A 15,736-nucleotide genomic window follows, 5' to 3' on the forward strand; every position below is an offset into this window, starting at 1 on the left:
CGCCAGTGCATCGAGAAACGCGGCTGAATATGCCGAATAGTAAATCTGCGGGCTGCCGTGCAGGTGAATATACGCCGCATCCGTAAAACGCCCGTGATGCGGTCGGCGTACGTCTAGTCGAGGATATTGCCGTCGAGATCATGGCGCGTGATGTTGCCGCGCGCATCGATGGCGATCCAGCCGCCGCGCGGCAGTTCCGGCGCAGTCACGTCGCATTCCCAGTCGGACAGGACATAGCGCAAGGTATTGTCGACCAGGTGCAGGGCAGGGCGGTGTGTATGGCCGTGGATCATCACGCTACTGGTGTGTTCGGCAAATACTTGCGCCACGGCATCTGGCGTGACATCCATGATGTCATAGGACTTTTCACCGTTATGCTCGCGGCTGCTCTGGCGCAAGCCGGCGATGATGGCCTTGCGCTGCGTCAGCGGCATGGCCAGGAATTGCTTTTGCCAGGCGGGCTGGCGCACTATGGCGCGAAATTCCATGTAGTTGACGTCTTTGGTGCATTCGGCATCGCCATGCAGCAGGACGATGCGCCGACCGCCGATGGTGGCCACATGCGGTTCACTCAGCAGGGTGGCGCCGGCAGCGGCGGCAAAGCCGGAGCCGACAAGAAAGTCGCGGTTGCCGGCGATCCAGTAGACATGCACGCCAGCATCGCTGACGGCGCGGATGGCGGCCGTCATGCGCGCATTGAACGGGTCTTCCAGGTCATCGTCGCCGGCCCAGTATTCGAACACGTCGCCTAATAGATACAGCGCTTGCGCATATTGCGCATGGTGTTGCAGAAAGGAAAGAAATGCCGCGCTGGTGCGCGGGTGCGAGCTCTGCAGGTGCAGGTCGGAAATAAAGAGTGCGGCAGGCATTGTCATTGTTCAACGCTCCCAGGGTGTGAAGTGCATGGAGGGGCGCAAACGCTGCAATGCCTGTTATTCATGATGCCAGAGCCGTATTAAGCAGCTTCTACTTTTTCGATGATGACGTCCGTGGTCGGCACGTCGGCGAACATGCCGGTGCGCGTGGTTTTCACGGCGCGGATGGCGTCGACGACTTCTTTGCCATCGGTGACTTTACCAAACACGGCGTAGCCCCAGCCGTCCTGGCCTGGATAGTCGAGGAAGCTGTTGTTCTTGATATTGATGAAGAACTGGGCCGATGCCGAGTGCGGATCCGACGTGCGGGCCATGGCCAGCGTGTAAGTATCGTTTTTCAGGCCGTTCTTGGCTTCGTTTTCCACGGTGGTGTCGGCTGGCTTTTGTTTCATGCCTGGCTCGAAACCGCCGCCCTGGATCATGAAACCGTCGATGACGCGGTGGAAAATCGTGTTGTCGTAGTGGCCGGCTTGCATGTAGGCCAGGAAGTTGGCAACCGTTTTCGGCGCTTTTTCGGCGTCCAGTTCAGCGGTGATCTTGCCCAGATTGGTGGTGATGATGACGGAGGTCATGATGATCCTTAATAAATTAGATGATAAATATTCAACGGCCCGCGCAGTCCATGGTGGCAAGCCGGAGCCGTAAAAACGCTATTTTACAGTTTTGCGGGCGCCGATTTGAGTAAAGTCGCCGATTCGATCACCACGGGCGTAACGGGGACGTTCTGGTGCGGTCCCTTGTCGGCCACGGGCACGGCCTTGATCTTGTCGACCACGTCCATGCCACTGACGACTTTGCCAAACACCGTGTAGCCGAAACCGTCGCGGCCTGGGTAGTCGAGCGCGCCGTTGTTGCCCACATTGATGAAAAACTGCGCGGTGGCCGAATGCGGGTCGCCCGTGCGCGCCATGGCGATGCTGTAGGTGACGTTTTGCAAGCCGTTTTGCGCTTCATTCCTGACCGGCGCCCTGGTGGCCTTTTGCTTCATGTTCTTGTCGAAGCCGCCGCCCTGTATCATGAAGCCATCGATGACGCGGTGAAACACGGTACCCTTGTAGTAACCGCTTTTGACATACTGCAAGAAGTTGGCGACGCTTTTCGGCGCTTTTTCCTGGTCCAGTTCCAGTACGATCTCGCCCAGGCTGGTTTTCAGGGCCACGTGCGGCGTGGGGTCGAGCGGTGCCGTTGGCGGGGCTGCCACAACGGCGCCACCCAGGGTCAGGCTGGCAAACAGGGTGCAGAAGCGGGCCAGGAAAGACAGGCGCTGCGGTTTGGTTTCTTGCATGAAGGCGTCCTTGATCGTTATTTTTCTCTAAACTTGCTTTAGTGCCAAAAGAAGTGAGTTTCGGTTGAACATCGTAAAAACCTGATCCATATCGGGCCAGTCTGGTTTTTATCAATGTTATACTTGACCGCTAACGCTTTAATTCTAACAAACAAGAACAACAATATAGCGGGTCGTCCCGTCTTGGCGCACACGGCAGTTCAGTGGCGCGGCACCCCCGGTGTCCGCGCCTGCCTGTCGTTTTGCCTGGCTGGCGGCCGCTCCACTTGCAAAGTACGATGAGCAATCTAAAGATTTACAACACGCTGGCGCGCGAGAAGCAGGTATTTGTCCCGATGGAAGCGGGCAAGGTACGCATGTACGTGTGCGGCATGACAATCTACGACTATTGCCATATTGGCCATGCGCGCATGATGATGGCGTTCGATGTCATCTACCGCTGGCTGAAGGCATCCGGTTTCGATGTCACCTATGTGCGCAACATTACGGACATCGACGACAAGATCATTCGCCGCGCCGTGGAAAACGGCGAGACGATTTCGCAGCTGACGACGCGTTTCACCCAATACATGGATGAAGACACGGCCGCGCTGGGCATCCTGACGCCCGACCACACGCCGCGCGCCACCGACTACGTGCCGCAAATGCTGAGCCTGATCGAGCGCCTGGAAGCAAAAAACCTCGCTTACCAGGGTACCGATGGCGACGTGAATTACGCCGTGCGCAATTTCCCCAACTACGGCAAGCTGTCGGGCAAGTCGCTCGACGACCTGCGCGCGGGCGAACGCGTCGACGTCAACACAGGCAAGCGCGATCCGCTCGACTTCGTACTGTGGAAGTCGTCGAAAGAGTCTGAGCCGGAAGAAGTCAAATGGGATTCGAAGTGGGGTAAAGGCCGTCCGGGCTGGCATATCGAGTGCTCGGCCATGTCGTGCGCCTTGCTGGGCGAGCAATTTGACATCCATGGCGGCGGCGCGGACTTGCAATTCCCGCACCACGAAAACGAAATCGCCCAATCTGAAGGCGCGTTCGGCCACGTCAGCGTGAATTACTGGATACATAACGGTTTCGTGCGCCTGGACAATGAAAAAATGTCCAAGTCGCTGGGCAATTTCTTTACCATCCGCGAAGTGCTGCAAAAATACGATGCCGAAGTGATCCGCTTTTTCATCTTGCGCGCGCACTACCGTAGTCCGCTGAACTACTCGGACGTGCACCTGGACGATGCGCGCCTGTCGCTGACGCGTTTGTACACGGCGCTGGCCGACGTGGTGGTGGAAGACGGTGGCATCGACTGGAGCTGCGCGCATGCCGCACGCGTGGCCGAAGCCATGGACGACGATTTCAATACGCCGCTGGCCGTCGCCGCCCTGTTCGACCTGGCCACGGAAGTCAACAAGAGCAAGTCGCCGGCGCTGGCGCGCCAGCTGAAAGGCCTGGCCGGCGTGCTGGGCTTGCTGGAGCGCACGCCGCAGCAATTCCTGCAAGCAACCGTCGGCGCTGTTGCCGGCGGCCAGGATGAAGCTGCCGGCATCGAAGCGGCCATCGCGGCGCGCAGCGCGGCGAAAAAGGCGCGCGACTTTGCCGAATCAGACAAGATCCGCGCCGAATTGTTGGCTGCGGGCATTATTCTCGAAGACAAGCCTGACGGCACGACCAACTGGCGCCGCGCATGATGCCAACGTCCAGGGAAAACGGGGAAGCCCCTAGCGTTGCGGCCACGGCAGCAGTGATCCAGGTGCCGCACTACTGGGAAGAGGCGAAAATCGAGCTGATGAAGCGCGACCGCATCATGAAAAAGCTCATCCCGCAATTTGGCGACCTGCACCTGGTTGGCCATAGCGACCCGTTTACCACCCTGGCCCGTTCGCTGGTGGGGCAGCAGATCACGCCCAAGGCGGCCGATGCCGCCTGGAAAAAGCTGCTGCTGGCGTGCCCCAAGTGCACGCCCACGCAAGTGCTGAAAGCTGGCGCCGAGCAGTTGTCGGCCTGTGGCTTGTCCAAACGCAAGACCGAATACATCCTCGACCTGGCTGACCATTTCAAGGCCAAGCGCGTGCATGCCAGCCAGTGGGATCAGATGGATGATGAAGCCGTCATCGCCGAACTGGTGCAGATCCGCGGCATCAGCCGCTGGACAGCCGAGATGTTTTTGATATTCAATTTGCTGCGACCGAATGTATTGCCGCTCGATGATCCTGGTTTGATCCAGGGCATCAGCGTCAATTATTTCTCCGGCGAACCTGTTTCCCGCAGCGATGCGCGCGAAGTTTCCGCCAATTGGGAACCGTGGCGCACCGTGGCGACGTGGTATTTGTGGCGCAGTCTCGACCCTGCAGCCACCCCTGCCGCACCCGATGCAGCCCCCGGCGCTCAAGCCGGTACGGTAAAATAAACATAGATGATGCCGCGCGCCCTGGCGCCGTGGCCGGTAAAACCTGGAGGTACAATGACTAAAACGACTTTCCTCAATTTTGAACAGCCGATCGCGGAACTCGATTCCAAGATCGAAGAGTTGCGCTTCGTGCAAGACGATTCGGCCGTCGACATCTCGGAAGAGATCGACCGCCTGGCCAAGAAGAGCCAGCAGTTGACCAAGGATATCTACGCCAAGCTGACGCCCTGGCAAGTGGCGCAGATCGCGCGCCACCCGCAGCGCCCGTACACCATGGATTACGTGAATGAAATTTTTACCGATTTCCACGAATTGCATGGCGACCGCAGCTACGCGGACGATTTGTCCGTCGTGGGCGGCCTGGCCCGCTTCAACGGCCAGCCGTGCATGGTCATTGGCCATCAAAAGGGCCGCGACACGAAAGAGCGCGCCTTGCGCAATTTCGGCATGCCGAAACCGGAAGGCTACCGCAAGGCCATGCGCCTGATGAAAGTGGCTGAAAAGTTCAACCTGCCGATTTTCACCTTCGTCGACACGCCAGGCGCCTTCCCCGGCATCGACGCGGAAGAGCGCGGCCAGTCCGAAGCGATCGGCCACAACCTGTATGTGATGGCTGAACTGAAAGTGCCGCTGATCGCCACCATCATCGGTGAAGGCGGTTCCGGCGGAGCGCTGGCCATTGCCGTGGGCGACGCCGTGCTGATGCTGCAATACTCGACCTATGCCGTGATCTCGCCCGAAGGTTGCGCCTCGATCCTGTGGAAGAGCGCCGAGCGCGCCGCCGACGCGGCCGAAGCGCTGGGCCTCACAGCCCACCGCCTGAAAGCCATGGGCCTGATCGACAAGATCATCAACGAACCGCTGGGCGGCGCCCACCGCGATCCGAAGCAGATGGCCACCTTGCTCAAACGCGCCCTGGCCGACACCCTGCGCCAGTTCCACGGCATCAAAACCAAGGACTTGCTGCAAGCGCGCCATGAGAAATTGTTGAGCTACGGCAAGTTCAAGGAAACCACGCCGAGCGAGTAAATTCATTTAACCCAAGGGCAAGTCAAGGTCTTGGGTTAAAGCAAGCAACAAACACCAGGGACAGGCAGGTAGCCGAACATCTTCGACTACCCACCTGTCCCTCTTTGCATTCCCGGAACCCCTATGAAAAAGCAACAAACCGCCAGCGTGGCGGATATCTTCGCCCGTGCGCTGGGTGCCTGTGCCCCGCAGCTTGGCAGCCCGGTCGGCATCGCCCTGAGCGGCGGCCTCGATTCCTCGGCCCTGCTGCACCTGGCGCATGCCTGGGCGCAAGAACAGGGCGTCACCCTGCACGCCTTCCACGTGCACCACGGCCTGAGCCAGAATGCGGACGCGTGGCTGGCGCACTGCGCGCAATCGTGCGCTGGCATGGGTATCGCTTTCGAGGCGCGCCGCGTCACGCTGGAAAAGAATGCCAAGACCGGTACGGAAGAGGCGGCCCGCAAGAGCCGTTACGCGGCCCTGGGCGCGCTCTGCGCCGCGCATGGCGTGCGCCTGCTGCTGACGGCCCACCACCAGGACGACCAGGCCGAGACGGTGCTGCTGCAATTGCTGCGCGGTTCCGGCACGGCGGGCCTGTCCGGCATGGATGGCGCCAACAGCGCGCCCGAGCTGCTGGGTAACCCGGACCTGGTGATGGCGCGACCGCTGCTGCCCGTGTCGCGCAAGCAACTGGAAGCGTATGTGGCCAACTATGCCATCGCGCATATCCACGACGAATCGAACGACGATGCCCGCTTCGCCCGCAATGCCTTGCGGCATCAGGTGATGCCCGTGCTGGCGCAGGCGTTTCCCGGTTTCCAGGAGCGCTTCGCCCGCAGCGCCCAGCATGCGCAATCGGCGCAGCGCCTGTTGATGGAACTGGCGACGCAGGACCTGGCCGCTTGCCTCGATGGTGATTGCATCGAGCTGGCGGCATTGCGTGAGCTGAGCATTGACCGCTGCTACAACCTGCTGCGCCACTGGTTCGGCACGCGCGGCCTGCGCATGCCGTCGACGGCGTGGCTGGCGGAAATGTTGGCGCAATTGCTCGAAGCGCGCCCGGATGCCCAGTTGCTGGTGACGCACCCCGACTGCCACGTGCGGCGCCACCGCGACCGTTTGTACCTGACGCCCAAGCTCGATGAGCTGGCCGGCATGCGCGATAAAAGCGACGCGAATATCCCCGGCCTGGAAAAAGCCGGCCAGCAATTCCACTGGCAGGGCGAAGCGAGCCTGGCCTTCCCAGCCTACGGCGGCATGCTGCATTTCGATGCGGTGGAAGAGGGCGGGCAGGGGATTGATATTGCCTGGTTACAAGCGCAAACCTTGACCATCGACTTCCGCCAGGGTGGCGAGCGCCTGAAGCTGGCCCTGAACCGCCCCACCAAGAGTTTGAAATATCATTACCAGGCGTTTGATGTGCCCGCCTGGGAGCGCGAACGCCTGCCCCTTGTCTGTGCGGCGCAACAATTGCTGTTCGCCGCTGGTATTGGCCTCGATTGCCATTGCCTGAGTTTGGCTGAGCGTCCGCGCATCGCCTTGCGCTGGCAGTCCTGCTGAGCGTGAGCGCCGCCAGCACAGCCACTCTTGGGGTGGCCTGCAAGTGCCTGGCGATGTCTGCTGGACTGCATGGATTGGTTATTTCCATATGCGCAATCGGTATGAGCTAATGCGCTTTTTAGCTTGTTATTTTGCATTGCGGCATGTAGAGTAAAGCCCTCCTTTTTTATTCTTCTTGAGCGGAAACTTCACTCTTATGGCTTTAATCGTCCACAAATATGGCGGTACGTCGATGGGCTCGACTGACCGTATCAAGAATGTCGCCAAGCGCGTTGCTAAGTGGCACGACGCTGGGCATCAAATCGTGGTGGTGCCATCTGCCATGTCGGGCGAAACGAACCGCCTGATTGGACTGGCCAAGGAAATCATGGATCAACCCGATCCCCGTGAACTTGACATGATCGCCTCGACAGGCGAACAAGTGTCCGTCGGCCTATTGTCGATGGCACTGCTGGCGATCGGCAAACAAGCCGTATCCTATGCTGGCTGGCAAGTCGCGATCAAGACCGATTCCGCCTTTACCAAGGCACGCATCCAGTCGATCGATGACGAAAAAGTCAAACGCGATCTCGATGCGGGCAAGATTGTCATCATTACCGGTTTCCAGGGCGTTGATGAGAACGATAACATTGCAACCCTGGGCCGCGGCGGCTCCGATACCTCGGCCGTGGCCATTGCCGCTGCCATGAAGGCAGCCGAATGCCTGATCTTCACGGACGTCGACGGCGTCTACACGACCGACCCGCGCGTGGTTTCCGATGCGCGCCGCCTGAAGACCATTACCTTTGAAGAAATGCTGGAACTGGCTTCGCTGGGCTCCAAAGTGCTGCAAACGCGTTCGGTGGAGTTCGCCGGCAACTACCGCGTGCCTACGCGCGTGCTGTCGTCGCTGACCGACCCGATGTTGCCGCTGGAAATAGAAGCCAATTCAGGCACCCTGATTTCGTTTGAGGAAGATACAAACATGGAACAAGCAGTCATCTCCGGCATCGCCTTCAACCGCGATGAAGCCAAAATCACCGTGCTCGGTGTGCCCGACCGTCCAGGCGTGGCCTACCACATCCTGGGACCGGTGGCAGAGGCGAATATCGAAGTCGACATGATCATACAGAATCAGTCGGTCGACGGTAAAACGGACTTCACCTTCACCGTCTCGCGCGGCGAATACACGCGCGCGCTGGCCGTGCTGGAAGCAAACCGCGAATCGTTGGGCGCGGCCAGCATCACGGGCGACGCGAAAGTGTCGAAACTGTCCGTCGTCGGCGTGGGCATGCGCAGCCACGTGGGCGTTGCGTCGCAAATGTTCCGCACCCTGTCGGAAGAGGGCATCAACATCATGATGATCTCCACCTCCGAAATCAAGATCTCCGTGCTGATCGATGAAAAGTACATGGAACTGGCCGTGCGCGCGCTGCATAAAGCGTTCGAGCTGGAAAAAGCTTGAAAATGTAAAAATATTGCCCCACGCCCTTGACCAAAGGGGGGGCAGTCGATATTATGACGTTCGTCGCTACAGCGCAGTTAGCTGAAGAGACATAGTTGATTAGTCAGCTAGGAGACGTGGCCGAGTGGCCGAAGGCACATCCCTGCTAAGGATGCATACGGCTTATACCTGTATCGTGAGTTCGAATCTCACCGTCTCCGCCAGTATTTTTAAAAACCCGCTTCGGCGGGTTTTTTCATTTCCGCTCCTCATAGGAGAAATCACGCAAATTAATCCACCAGCGTCCGCTGCCTGCCGCGTCAATCCAGCATGCGCTGGGGGGGTAGGAGTGGCTGTGGCCGCAGCCATCCGAGCGTACTTCAGCGCCCCCGTTATCCCAGGCCAGCCGGTGTAAGTGACATTGTGCGGAATCAAGTGCCGCTGGCAAGCAGGCGGTTGATCATGCGCTAGAATAAGTGCTGGATCTCGCAATGCGGGAGAAGGGCGATGACAATCAGGCTGAACAAGCTGCCGGCGCTGGCCGTAGGCCGCGTCAGGGGGGGCAGGGTATTACGGGGACGGTGGCGGCCTGGTGCTGCAGGTGTCCGGTGCTGCAGCCAGGAGTTGGCTGTTTCGTTACTGTATCGGTGGTAAGCGCCGGGAAATGGGACTGGGTTCCTGTCTGGCGGTCGATCTGGCCGAGGCGCGCGTAAGGGCCCGGCAATGTCGTTTGCTGCTGAGTGAAGGGCGCGATCCGCTGGCGATGCGTCGCCAGGAAGAGCCGGCAGGGATGCTGGCGCGTGCGCGCCAGATGAGTTTTGCACAGTGTGCTGCGGCCTATATTGCAGCGCACCGGCATGGCTGGAGAAATGCTAAACATGTGGCGCAGTGGGAAAGCACCCTGGCCGCCTATGTATTCCCGGTCATGGGCACGCTGCCTGTCGCGGCGATCGACACCGATCTGGTTGTCAAGGTGCTCGGTGCGATCTGGTTGTCAAAGACGGAAACGGCAACGCGCATACGCGGCAGAATCGAATGCATACTCGACTGGGCGACGGTCAGCGGCTTTCGTCAGGGAGAAAATCCGGCGCGCTGGAAAGGCCATCTGGAAAACCTGCTGGCCAATCCGAACAAGGTCGCCCCCGTGAAAAACCGGCCGGCCCTGCCGTGGCAAGAGATCGGCAGATTCATGGCCGCCTTGTCGGCTCAGGAAGGGATCGCTGCCAGGGCGCTGTCGTTTGCGATCCTGACAGCTGCGCTCAGGTGAGGTCAGGGGCGCGCGGTGGCCGGAGATCGACCTGGCGGCGGCGTTGTGGACGATTCCAGCACAGCGCATGAAGGCCGGCAAGGAACATCGCGTGCCGCTGTCGGGTCAAGCGCTTGCGCTGCTGCGCGCAGTGCCGCGTCAGGGCGAGGTCATATTCCCAGGCCGCAAGCGTGGCACGCTGCTATCTGACATGAGTCTGACGGCGGTCTTGCGCCGCATGCAGTTTGACGACATCACCGTACACGGCTTCCGTTCTTCGTTCCGCGACTGGTGCGCCGAGGCGGTAGCCAACGCCTTTTCCCGCGAAGTATGCGAGCATGCGCTGGCGCATCGCTTGCCAGACAGGGTGGAAGCGGCCTACCGGCGCGGCGACTTGTTCCATAAGCGTGTCTTGCTGATGCAGGCATGGTCTGTTTTTTGCGCCAGCCCCACGCCGCCTGCTGTCTGAGGGGGCTCGCAGGGACATCCTTACGCAGGCTGGTGCTTGACGCGCGTGGTTAAATCAGTCGCAGCCACCGTTTGCATCGGAGGAGCCTGTATTGCACCAGGGGCAGAACGGCGTGCGGTGACGCACGCCTGCATCCAATGCTGGACCTCACTCTTGAGCCAGGCCGATGAGCGGCCCTGGAGTTTTACCGGGGCCGGGAAAGTGCCTTCCTTGATGCCCTCATAAATGCTGCTGCGCGATTTTCCACAGGTGGCCAGTACTTCAGCCAGGCGGATGAAGCGCTCCTCGTTGAGCGTTTGCGCTGCACGGCGCTCCCGCGTAGTGGGAAGTGTGACTCGGGTCATGGTGCGCTCCTTTTGCTCGTCGGCGAGCGAGACGATATCAGTGCCAGCATGGCGGCAATGAAGCAGACCGGATCGTTGAGCCTGGTAGCTCCGGCGGCGGTCTGTCGACATCACGTTCACAATCATTATTCCGAAAATATGTAGCCAGTATCTGTGGCGCTCACGTCTGATGCAACAGGAATCGGGTGAGCATATCGACTAGATCAAAGGTGTCATGCAAGTGGGTTCTGCCACAGGGGCATTGATGGCCTGCGCAATTTTAGCGGCTAAAAAAGCGTATGCATGCGTACCGGTTTAATCCAGATCAAGGCGGGTGCAGCGGTGTCGCGCGACTATACATGCTGTGAGCATGACAGCGATGATTTGTTGTGCAACAGATGAGGGGGCAGTATGGCAGACATCATTCAGTTTCCCGTTGCTGCCGGCGGCAAGGATAAGGCGCAGCCGCTGCCTGAGCCTGAGCGGCAATCTGTGCCGCCTATACCGGAAAAAGGCCCCAGCATACGTCAGATAGTCTGGGTTCTGACCGTGCTATGCTGGCCGCTGCTGCGTTTTGTCATGGTGTGCGATGTGCTGTTCCAGTTGCTGCGCGCTCTGGTGCTGTGGGATACGCCTGGCACGCATGCCGGGTGGACATTCACTCTGCACTATGCGGTGTTCTGCTACCTGACCTGGTTCGTGGCATATGGCAATCCGGACCAGTCGCGATGAGGGAGGTCCCAACACAGGAAGAGGCCGTTGGCATTGGTGAGCCGGAGGGCAGGCCGTTGGCACTGCCCCTCGACCGTATCGACGAAGATGCGCTGCAGCCGCGCTCCGCCGAGAACCCAGGCTTTGCGGCGCACAGCCTGGACGAACTCGCAGCCTCGATCCGCTTGCGCGGCGTCAAGACGCCGATCTCCGTACGCCGTCATCCCGAACGGCCCGGGCGTTACATCATCAATCACGGCGCGCGCCGCTACCGCGCAGCGCGGCTGGCGCAGTTGGTGGCGATTCCCGGTTTTATTGACGACGACTACAGCGAGACCGACCAGGTCGTGGAAAACCTGCAGCGCAACGAGCTGACGGCGCGGGAAATTGCCAACTACATCGGCCGTGAGCTGTCGAAGGGCCTGAAACGGGGGCAGATCGCCAGCAATATCAGCAAGTCCGCCGCATTCGTGACGCAGCACGCCGCCTTGCTGGACTTGCCGGAATCCATTGCCCAGGCATTCAATGCCGGCAGAGTGCGCGATGTGACGACCATCAATGAACTGGTGACGGCTTACAAGTCGCAGCCGGGCCAGGTCGCGACCTGGCTGAACGGTGGAGAGCCTGAGATCACACGCAGCGCCGTCAAGCTGCTGCGTGCCTTTCTGGGCGAGAAGTTCAGCCGGGAGGAGCCTCCCGTCACTGATGCGGAGGAGGTTGATTTCGCGCCATTGGCGGCAACTGCGCCGGAAGCGGTTGCCGGGCTTACCCTTTCTGCACACGCAGGGCACAGCCGCTGGCGCTGTACCGGCATCTTCGTGCGCCACCACCAGCGCGAGGGCATGCTAGTGTTGGGGCGCCGTCCTACAGGGGAAGGACGCGTCTGGATGCGCTATGAGGATGGCGTAGAACTGGAGATCGCGCTTGCCGAGGTCGTGCCGTTGAAGCTGCTTGGCGCCGGGGATTGACTTCCCGCACCCACCCACATGACAGGTGAGATCGCCTGATTGGTGCGGGCGCGAGCCGCATTTGCTTGATGGCTAATTCTTGGGCGTTACAGCAGACTGTCAGATTGTGTCACCCAGCTCCGTGATGAATAGATGTTCCATTTCATGCACATCCGCAGCAGCGATGTGCAAGGCCTTGGCACGGACTTTCCATGTAGCGACGACCACGAGTACATTCTGGATGAGCAATGCCGCATCGGCATCTGTCAATCGATAGTAGATGGCCGTTTCCAGCAAGGTTTCCAGCGACGGCTCGTGCAAGCCTTCGTCTATCCCCAGCACATGCTCGTCTTTTTTGATGGAAGGGTTCATGTCGTATGCCTTCGACAGCCGCCATCCAGTGGGTGTGCGCATGAATCCGTGATTGCGCAAGTGGTCGTCGCGATTGGCCACGGCAATGTTGAAGGCAACTCGGATAAATAATTGCTGGAGGTCGTCGGCGATGTGGGCCGGGCTGCCTTGTTCGGCAATAAACTGGGCCAGGTCGAGATAGGTGGCGGATTCCTTGTCGGTCTTGTTCAGCAGCGTCATTGCCGAGGTAAAGAATCGACGAGCCCCGTTTTCCCGGTCGAAGCGCTTGACCATGAAGGTGTGGTATTCGTGACCCACACGCTCAATACGCGATGGAGGAATGTCGATGCCGCAGTCGGCCGCCATGTCATGCAAGAGCTTTTCCCATAGCGCCACATCCCTGTCGTCGTCCGCCGACGGAAACTTCGCGATCCATAGTTCCCCCGCCTCGGACAGGTTAGCCTTGGGACGTGCGCCGCCCAATGAGGCGCCGGGGGCCACCAGAATTTTGAGCCACTGCCGCAACTTCAGCATGTCGTCGAATTTTTTTCGAGATAGTTCCAAGGCGACTTGCTGCAGCTCCGCCAGGCTGGTCATGGGTGGTGCCGCGAGCAGTTCATTGGCGAGAAAGACGTCGGTGTCCTCGGCACTGAATCTCAGCGAGCCCATGCGCGTATGGTCCTGCACTCCGCACAGAAATTCCCAGGCCCGCAAGGTTATTTTTGTCCGGCCTGCTTCTTTTGCGTCGATGGTCTCGCGACGTTGCATCAGCACCTGCCCCCAGCGGTCAGGACACGAGTCCATGAAGACCCCAAAATTTGAGTCAACGGGATAAAATCGTTGGCGTCAAGACTCAATGCGGGGTCCAGGGCCGAAAGCGGGATCGTCCAGCCAAACCTTCAGTGAGGTTGTGATTTTTTTGTGGCCATTTTAGTTTCCTTTGCCATCAGGAGGGGCCGTCTCAACTTCTTTTGCTTCGGCAGCTCCTGAGGCATCCTGTGCGACCCGGTGTGGATGGGTGGCCGGAGCCCGTTTCCGCTGTGGCAGTTCTGCATCCTGCAGTCGGCGTCCAAGTACGTCGTCCAGGGCCACGTTCGACATGTCTTTGTCGAGTCCCAGCACGGTCATTACTTGGAAGTAGTTGCCCATCGTTACAGACGGGTTCCCAGATTCAATTTTGCTGAGCGTCTGACGCGTCATGCCTGCGCGCGTCGCCACCGTCTCGGCGGAGAAGTGGCGGCGCAAGCGCGCGTCCTTGAGCCGCTGCCCCAAGGCTGCCAGGGCGCGAAGGGAATTGGGATATAAAGTAGTTGATGGTCTCGGCATAATGTAATCTATTTTATGCGAAAAATACGTTTTTTGCTTGTTATAGAATACGTTAGTGTGAAATTCCAATTGGCACGCAGCCAGAAACTTAAATATTTCTGGCCATTATGAAATCTATTATGAGCAAAAATCATATATTTTGTTAATCATAGTTTCCATTAAGTCAGGTCATAAACACACCCGTAGCTCATATAGTGATTTAGTTTTTTTCTGTGCCGTCATTGTTGACAACGAAGGCTCGCCTCGGCGCCGCTGGCATCGCCATACAGTACGGCGCTGGCGGTGCAGATCGAGGCCAAGCACGAGCAGGTGGAGCGCATCGAGGACAGGTTGGAAAACCTGATCGAGTCGCAGGCTTCGCGCCTGCAGCGCACGCAAATGCAGCAGCCGGGTTTGCTGACGTTTCCCGGCACGCGCACGCAATGGCAACAGCAGGTGCAGCAGCAACAGAAGACCATTCAGCGCCTGCTGGGCCGTCTTGAACTGGTACGCGAAGTGCGCGACAGCATGGCCGCAGCATGCGATTGGGACTATCGCAGCACGACCCATAAGAGCAGCGCCGCCGCCAGCATGGTGAACAGGGACGCGATCACGTTCAGCACCGCGATGGCGTGCGCAGCGCGCAGGGGGGGCTGGCGAGTTGCTGCAGAGCCTCGTCGATCTCCTGGCGTGCGGCGCTTGCCGCCTGTTTTCCTCCCTCCTGCATGGTGGCGGCCATGGCTTCCCTGGCGGCAGTAAGCGCCGTGTTCAGGATCCGTTCCGCCTTGTCTTTGGGGTCGCTACCCCAGCGTAGCGACAGCGCCTCCATTTCCTCCTTGAACTGATCCAGTTGGACTTGCTGGGCCTTGGCACTGTCCTGTAGCAGGCGGCTGTTGATGGTTTGCAAAATCAGAATGGGGTCGTCGCGCGAGACGGCGATGCCGTGTTTCGCGGCAATCTCGCGTAGCAGTTCATCGGTCTGGTCGCTCATCACAGCACCCTCGCGGCATCAAGCTCGCCGTAGATCAGGCGCTTGACGATGCTCAGGCGCTGGCGCGTCATGATCGACAGGGATTCCTGTGCCAACGCCTCACCGACTTTAATGATCTCGCCAGCAAAAGCCGACTGGGACTGGAGGGAATAGGCCGGCAGGTGCGGCCAGTGGTGCAGTCGGCAATCGAACGCCAGCAGGCCAATGTCAATGAACATGCCATGACGCTCTTGCAGGAACCGCTGCAGCACCGGCTTGTCAGATCTGGGCAGTGAAAGGGTGTTGCAGTCACCGATTGAATCCGTCACGATCATTTGGTTGGGTGCAATTCCGCGCTAATTGCTGTGTCGACACCTATGGAGAAGGGACTGGCTGCAAGATCGCCGTAGCAAGGCGAATCGCTACTCGCGCATAAAAACTGGTTTACATTATTTCTATAATTCGATTATTATGGAAATATGAAATAAAAAAGGAATACGCATGGAAACCAAAAATGTCATCGCCGCGTTGGCAGCACTGGCGCAAGAATCGCGTCTGGCCGTCTTTCGCTTACTCGTCCAAGTCGGGCCGCAAGGGATGGCGGCCACCAAGATTGCCGAACAGCTGGGCATTCCTCCGTCTTCGCTGTCGTTTCACCTAAAGGAACTGGTACATGCGGACCTGATCGTGCCTCGCCAGGATGGACGCTTTGTCATCTACGCCGCGCATATCGACAGCATGAATGCCCTGATTGGCTTTTTGACCGAGAACTGCTGCGGCGGTGCGCCATGCACTACTGCGCAAGGCGCAGCCTGCGACGCCGTATGAATCCAAACGTACAAATCGAATCGCACACCCCCACCAA

The 15,736-nt window shown here is 59.2% G+C and carries 18 protein-coding genes, 1 tRNA gene and 1 pseudogene; 12 read left to right on the forward strand and 8 right to left on the reverse strand.

Annotation, left to right across the window (positions count from 1 at the left end):
• Positions 1 to 113: 113 nt before the first annotated feature.
• The 3 genes from ACQ4W6_RS12435 to ACQ4W6_RS12445 form a co-directional block, all read right to left on the reverse strand.
• Positions 114 to 869 carry a UDP-2,3-diacylglucosamine diphosphatase gene (locus ACQ4W6_RS12435; RefSeq protein ID WP_436567569.1) on the reverse strand — a complete coding sequence of 252 codons (756 nt, stop codon included), beginning with the start codon at positions 867 to 869 and terminating at the stop codon, positions 114 to 116.
• 86 nt (positions 870 to 955) lie between these two features.
• Entirely contained in the window at positions 956 to 1,447 is a 492-nt protein-coding gene (locus tag ACQ4W6_RS12440; RefSeq protein WP_436567491.1) for a peptidylprolyl isomerase, read from the reverse strand.
• Between the two features lie 83 nt (positions 1,448 to 1,530).
• Positions 1,531 to 2,160 carry a peptidylprolyl isomerase gene (locus tag ACQ4W6_RS12445; protein WP_436567492.1) on the reverse strand — a complete coding sequence of 210 codons (630 nt, stop codon included), beginning with the start codon at positions 2,158 to 2,160 and terminating at the stop codon, positions 1,531 to 1,533.
• A 278-nt stretch (positions 2,161 to 2,438) separates the two neighbouring features.
• Between ACQ4W6_RS12445 and cysS the strand changes: the two genes are divergently transcribed.
• From cysS to ACQ4W6_RS12485, 8 genes are all read left to right on the forward strand, one after another.
• Complete coding sequence (cysS, locus tag ACQ4W6_RS12450) at positions 2,439 to 3,836, forward strand: cysteine--tRNA ligase (RefSeq protein WP_436567493.1); 1,398 nt, start codon at positions 2,439 to 2,441, stop codon at positions 3,834 to 3,836.
• Positions 3,836 to 4,555, forward strand: coding sequence for a DNA-3-methyladenine glycosylase family protein (locus ACQ4W6_RS12455; protein WP_436567570.1), 720 nt, complete (start codon positions 3,836 to 3,838; stop codon positions 4,553 to 4,555). Before cysS ends, ACQ4W6_RS12455 begins: the two co-directional genes overlap by 1 nt.
• 54 nt (positions 4,556 to 4,609) lie before the next feature.
• Positions 4,610 to 5,584, forward strand: coding sequence for an acetyl-CoA carboxylase carboxyltransferase subunit alpha (locus ACQ4W6_RS12460; RefSeq protein WP_436567494.1), 975 nt, complete (start codon positions 4,610 to 4,612; stop codon positions 5,582 to 5,584).
• A 123-nt stretch (positions 5,585 to 5,707) separates the two neighbouring features.
• A complete protein-coding gene (gene tilS, locus ACQ4W6_RS12465; protein WP_436567495.1) occupies positions 5,708 to 7,126 on the forward strand; it encodes a tRNA lysidine(34) synthetase TilS in 1,419 nt (472 codons plus the stop codon).
• A gap of 196 nt (positions 7,127 to 7,322) precedes the next feature.
• The gene (locus ACQ4W6_RS12470) at positions 7,323 to 8,570 is read left to right on the forward strand and encodes an aspartate kinase (protein WP_436567496.1); all 1,248 of its coding nucleotides are present in this window, start codon (positions 7,323 to 7,325) and stop codon (positions 8,568 to 8,570) included.
• 110 nt (positions 8,571 to 8,680) lie between these two features.
• Positions 8,681 to 8,773, forward strand: a tRNA-Ser gene (locus ACQ4W6_RS12475).
• Positions 8,774 to 9,141: 368 nt separating this feature from the next.
• Entirely contained in the window at positions 9,142 to 9,816 is a 675-nt protein-coding gene (locus tag ACQ4W6_RS12480; protein WP_436567497.1) for a tyrosine-type recombinase/integrase, read from the forward strand.
• A gap of 43 nt (positions 9,817 to 9,859) precedes the next feature.
• Complete coding sequence (locus ACQ4W6_RS12485; RefSeq protein ID WP_436567498.1) at positions 9,860 to 10,264, forward strand: tyrosine-type recombinase/integrase; 405 nt, start codon at positions 9,860 to 9,862, stop codon at positions 10,262 to 10,264.
• A gap of 20 nt (positions 10,265 to 10,284) precedes the next feature.
• On the opposite strand, the gene ACQ4W6_RS12490 is transcribed toward ACQ4W6_RS12485, so the two are convergent.
• Entirely contained in the window at positions 10,285 to 10,608 is a 324-nt protein-coding gene (locus tag ACQ4W6_RS12490) for a helix-turn-helix transcriptional regulator (RefSeq protein ID WP_436567499.1), read from the reverse strand.
• A gap of 390 nt (positions 10,609 to 10,998) precedes the next feature.
• Between ACQ4W6_RS12490 and kleE the strand changes: the two genes are divergently transcribed.
• Positions 10,999 to 11,319 carry a KleE stable inheritance protein gene (gene kleE / locus ACQ4W6_RS12495; RefSeq protein ID WP_436567500.1) on the forward strand — a complete coding sequence of 107 codons (321 nt, stop codon included), beginning with the start codon at positions 10,999 to 11,001 and terminating at the stop codon, positions 11,317 to 11,319.
• Between the two features lie 56 nt (positions 11,320 to 11,375).
• A complete protein-coding gene (locus tag ACQ4W6_RS12500) occupies positions 11,376 to 12,266 on the forward strand; it encodes a ParB/RepB/Spo0J family partition protein (RefSeq protein ID WP_436567501.1) in 891 nt (296 codons plus the stop codon).
• Positions 12,267 to 12,365: 99 nt separating this feature from the next.
• On the opposite strand, the gene ACQ4W6_RS12505 is transcribed toward ACQ4W6_RS12500, so the two are convergent.
• Positions 12,366 to 13,364 carry a type II toxin-antitoxin system HipA family toxin gene (locus tag ACQ4W6_RS12505; RefSeq protein WP_436567502.1) on the reverse strand — a complete coding sequence of 333 codons (999 nt, stop codon included), beginning with the start codon at positions 13,362 to 13,364 and terminating at the stop codon, positions 12,366 to 12,368.
• Positions 13,365 to 13,526: 162 nt separating this feature from the next.
• The gene (locus tag ACQ4W6_RS12510) at positions 13,527 to 13,991 is read right to left on the reverse strand and encodes a helix-turn-helix domain-containing protein (protein ID WP_436567503.1); all 465 of its coding nucleotides are present in this window, start codon (positions 13,989 to 13,991) and stop codon (positions 13,527 to 13,529) included.
• A gap of 213 nt (positions 13,992 to 14,204) precedes the next feature.
• Here ACQ4W6_RS12510 and ACQ4W6_RS12515 point away from each other — a divergent pair.
• Positions 14,205 to 14,375, forward strand: a pseudogene (locus ACQ4W6_RS12515) (IncP plasmid survival protein KfrC family protein); the annotation flags it as partial.
• A gap of 142 nt (positions 14,376 to 14,517) precedes the next feature.
• On the opposite strand, the gene traM reads toward ACQ4W6_RS12515, so the two are convergent.
• Both traM and ACQ4W6_RS12525 read right to left on the reverse strand, forming a co-directional pair.
• Entirely contained in the window at positions 14,518 to 14,892 is a 375-nt protein-coding gene (traM, locus tag ACQ4W6_RS12520) for a conjugal transfer transcriptional regulator TraM (RefSeq protein WP_436567504.1), read from the reverse strand.
• Positions 14,892 to 15,206 (reverse strand): hypothetical protein, encoded by a 315-nt coding sequence (locus ACQ4W6_RS12525; RefSeq protein WP_436567505.1) that lies wholly within the window; start codon positions 15,204 to 15,206, stop codon positions 14,892 to 14,894. The genes traM and ACQ4W6_RS12525 overlap by 1 nt, the downstream gene beginning before the upstream one ends.
• A 166-nt stretch (positions 15,207 to 15,372) precedes the next feature.
• On the opposite strand from ACQ4W6_RS12525, the gene ACQ4W6_RS12530 reads away from it, so the two are divergent.
• Complete coding sequence (locus ACQ4W6_RS12530; RefSeq protein ID WP_436567506.1) at positions 15,373 to 15,699, forward strand: ArsR/SmtB family transcription factor; 327 nt, start codon at positions 15,373 to 15,375, stop codon at positions 15,697 to 15,699.
• Positions 15,700 to 15,736: the final 37 nt, after the last annotated feature.

The sequence above is a fragment of the Janthinobacterium woesei genome (genome assembly GCF_051380875.1).
Lineage (GTDB): Bacteria > Pseudomonadota > Gammaproteobacteria > Burkholderiales > Burkholderiaceae_D > Janthinobacterium.

What these genes read in the sequence shown, in the direction of transcription:
- ACQ4W6_RS12435 (WP_436567569.1), bottom strand. Translation starts at nt 869, where the DNA reads ATGCCTGCCGCACTCTTTATTTCCGACCTGCACCTGCAGAGCTCGCAC.
- ACQ4W6_RS12440 (WP_436567491.1), bottom strand. Translation starts at nt 1,447, where the DNA reads ATGACCTCCGTCATCATCACCACCAATCTGGGCAAGATCACCGCTGAA.
- ACQ4W6_RS12445 (WP_436567492.1), bottom strand. Translation starts at nt 2,160, where the DNA reads ATGCAAGAAACCAAACCGCAGCGCCTGTCTTTCCTGGCCCGCTTCTGC.
- cysS (WP_436567493.1), top strand. Translation starts at nt 2,439, where the DNA reads ATGAGCAATCTAAAGATTTACAACACGCTGGCGCGCGAGAAGCAGGTA.
- ACQ4W6_RS12455 (WP_436567570.1), top strand. Translation starts at nt 3,836, where the DNA reads ATGCCAACGTCCAGGGAAAACGGGGAAGCCCCTAGCGTTGCGGCCACG.
- ACQ4W6_RS12460 (WP_436567494.1), top strand. Translation starts at nt 4,610, where the DNA reads ATGACTAAAACGACTTTCCTCAATTTTGAACAGCCGATCGCGGAACTC.
- tilS (WP_436567495.1), top strand. Translation starts at nt 5,708, where the DNA reads ATGAAAAAGCAACAAACCGCCAGCGTGGCGGATATCTTCGCCCGTGCG.
- ACQ4W6_RS12470 (WP_436567496.1), top strand. Translation starts at nt 7,323, where the DNA reads ATGGCTTTAATCGTCCACAAATATGGCGGTACGTCGATGGGCTCGACT.
- ACQ4W6_RS12490 (WP_436567499.1), bottom strand. Translation starts at nt 10,608, where the DNA reads ATGACCCGAGTCACACTTCCCACTACGCGGGAGCGCCGTGCAGCGCAA.
- kleE (WP_436567500.1), top strand. Translation starts at nt 10,999, where the DNA reads ATGGCAGACATCATTCAGTTTCCCGTTGCTGCCGGCGGCAAGGATAAG.
- ACQ4W6_RS12505 (WP_436567502.1), bottom strand. Translation starts at nt 13,364, where the DNA reads ATGCAACGTCGCGAGACCATCGACGCAAAAGAAGCAGGCCGGACAAAA.
- traM (WP_436567504.1), bottom strand. Translation starts at nt 14,892, where the DNA reads ATGAGCGACCAGACCGATGAACTGCTACGCGAGATTGCCGCGAAACAC.
- ACQ4W6_RS12525 (WP_436567505.1), bottom strand. Translation starts at nt 15,206, where the DNA reads ATGATCGTGACGGATTCAATCGGTGACTGCAACACCCTTTCACTGCCC.
- ACQ4W6_RS12530 (WP_436567506.1), top strand. Translation starts at nt 15,373, where the DNA reads ATGGAAACCAAAAATGTCATCGCCGCGTTGGCAGCACTGGCGCAAGAA.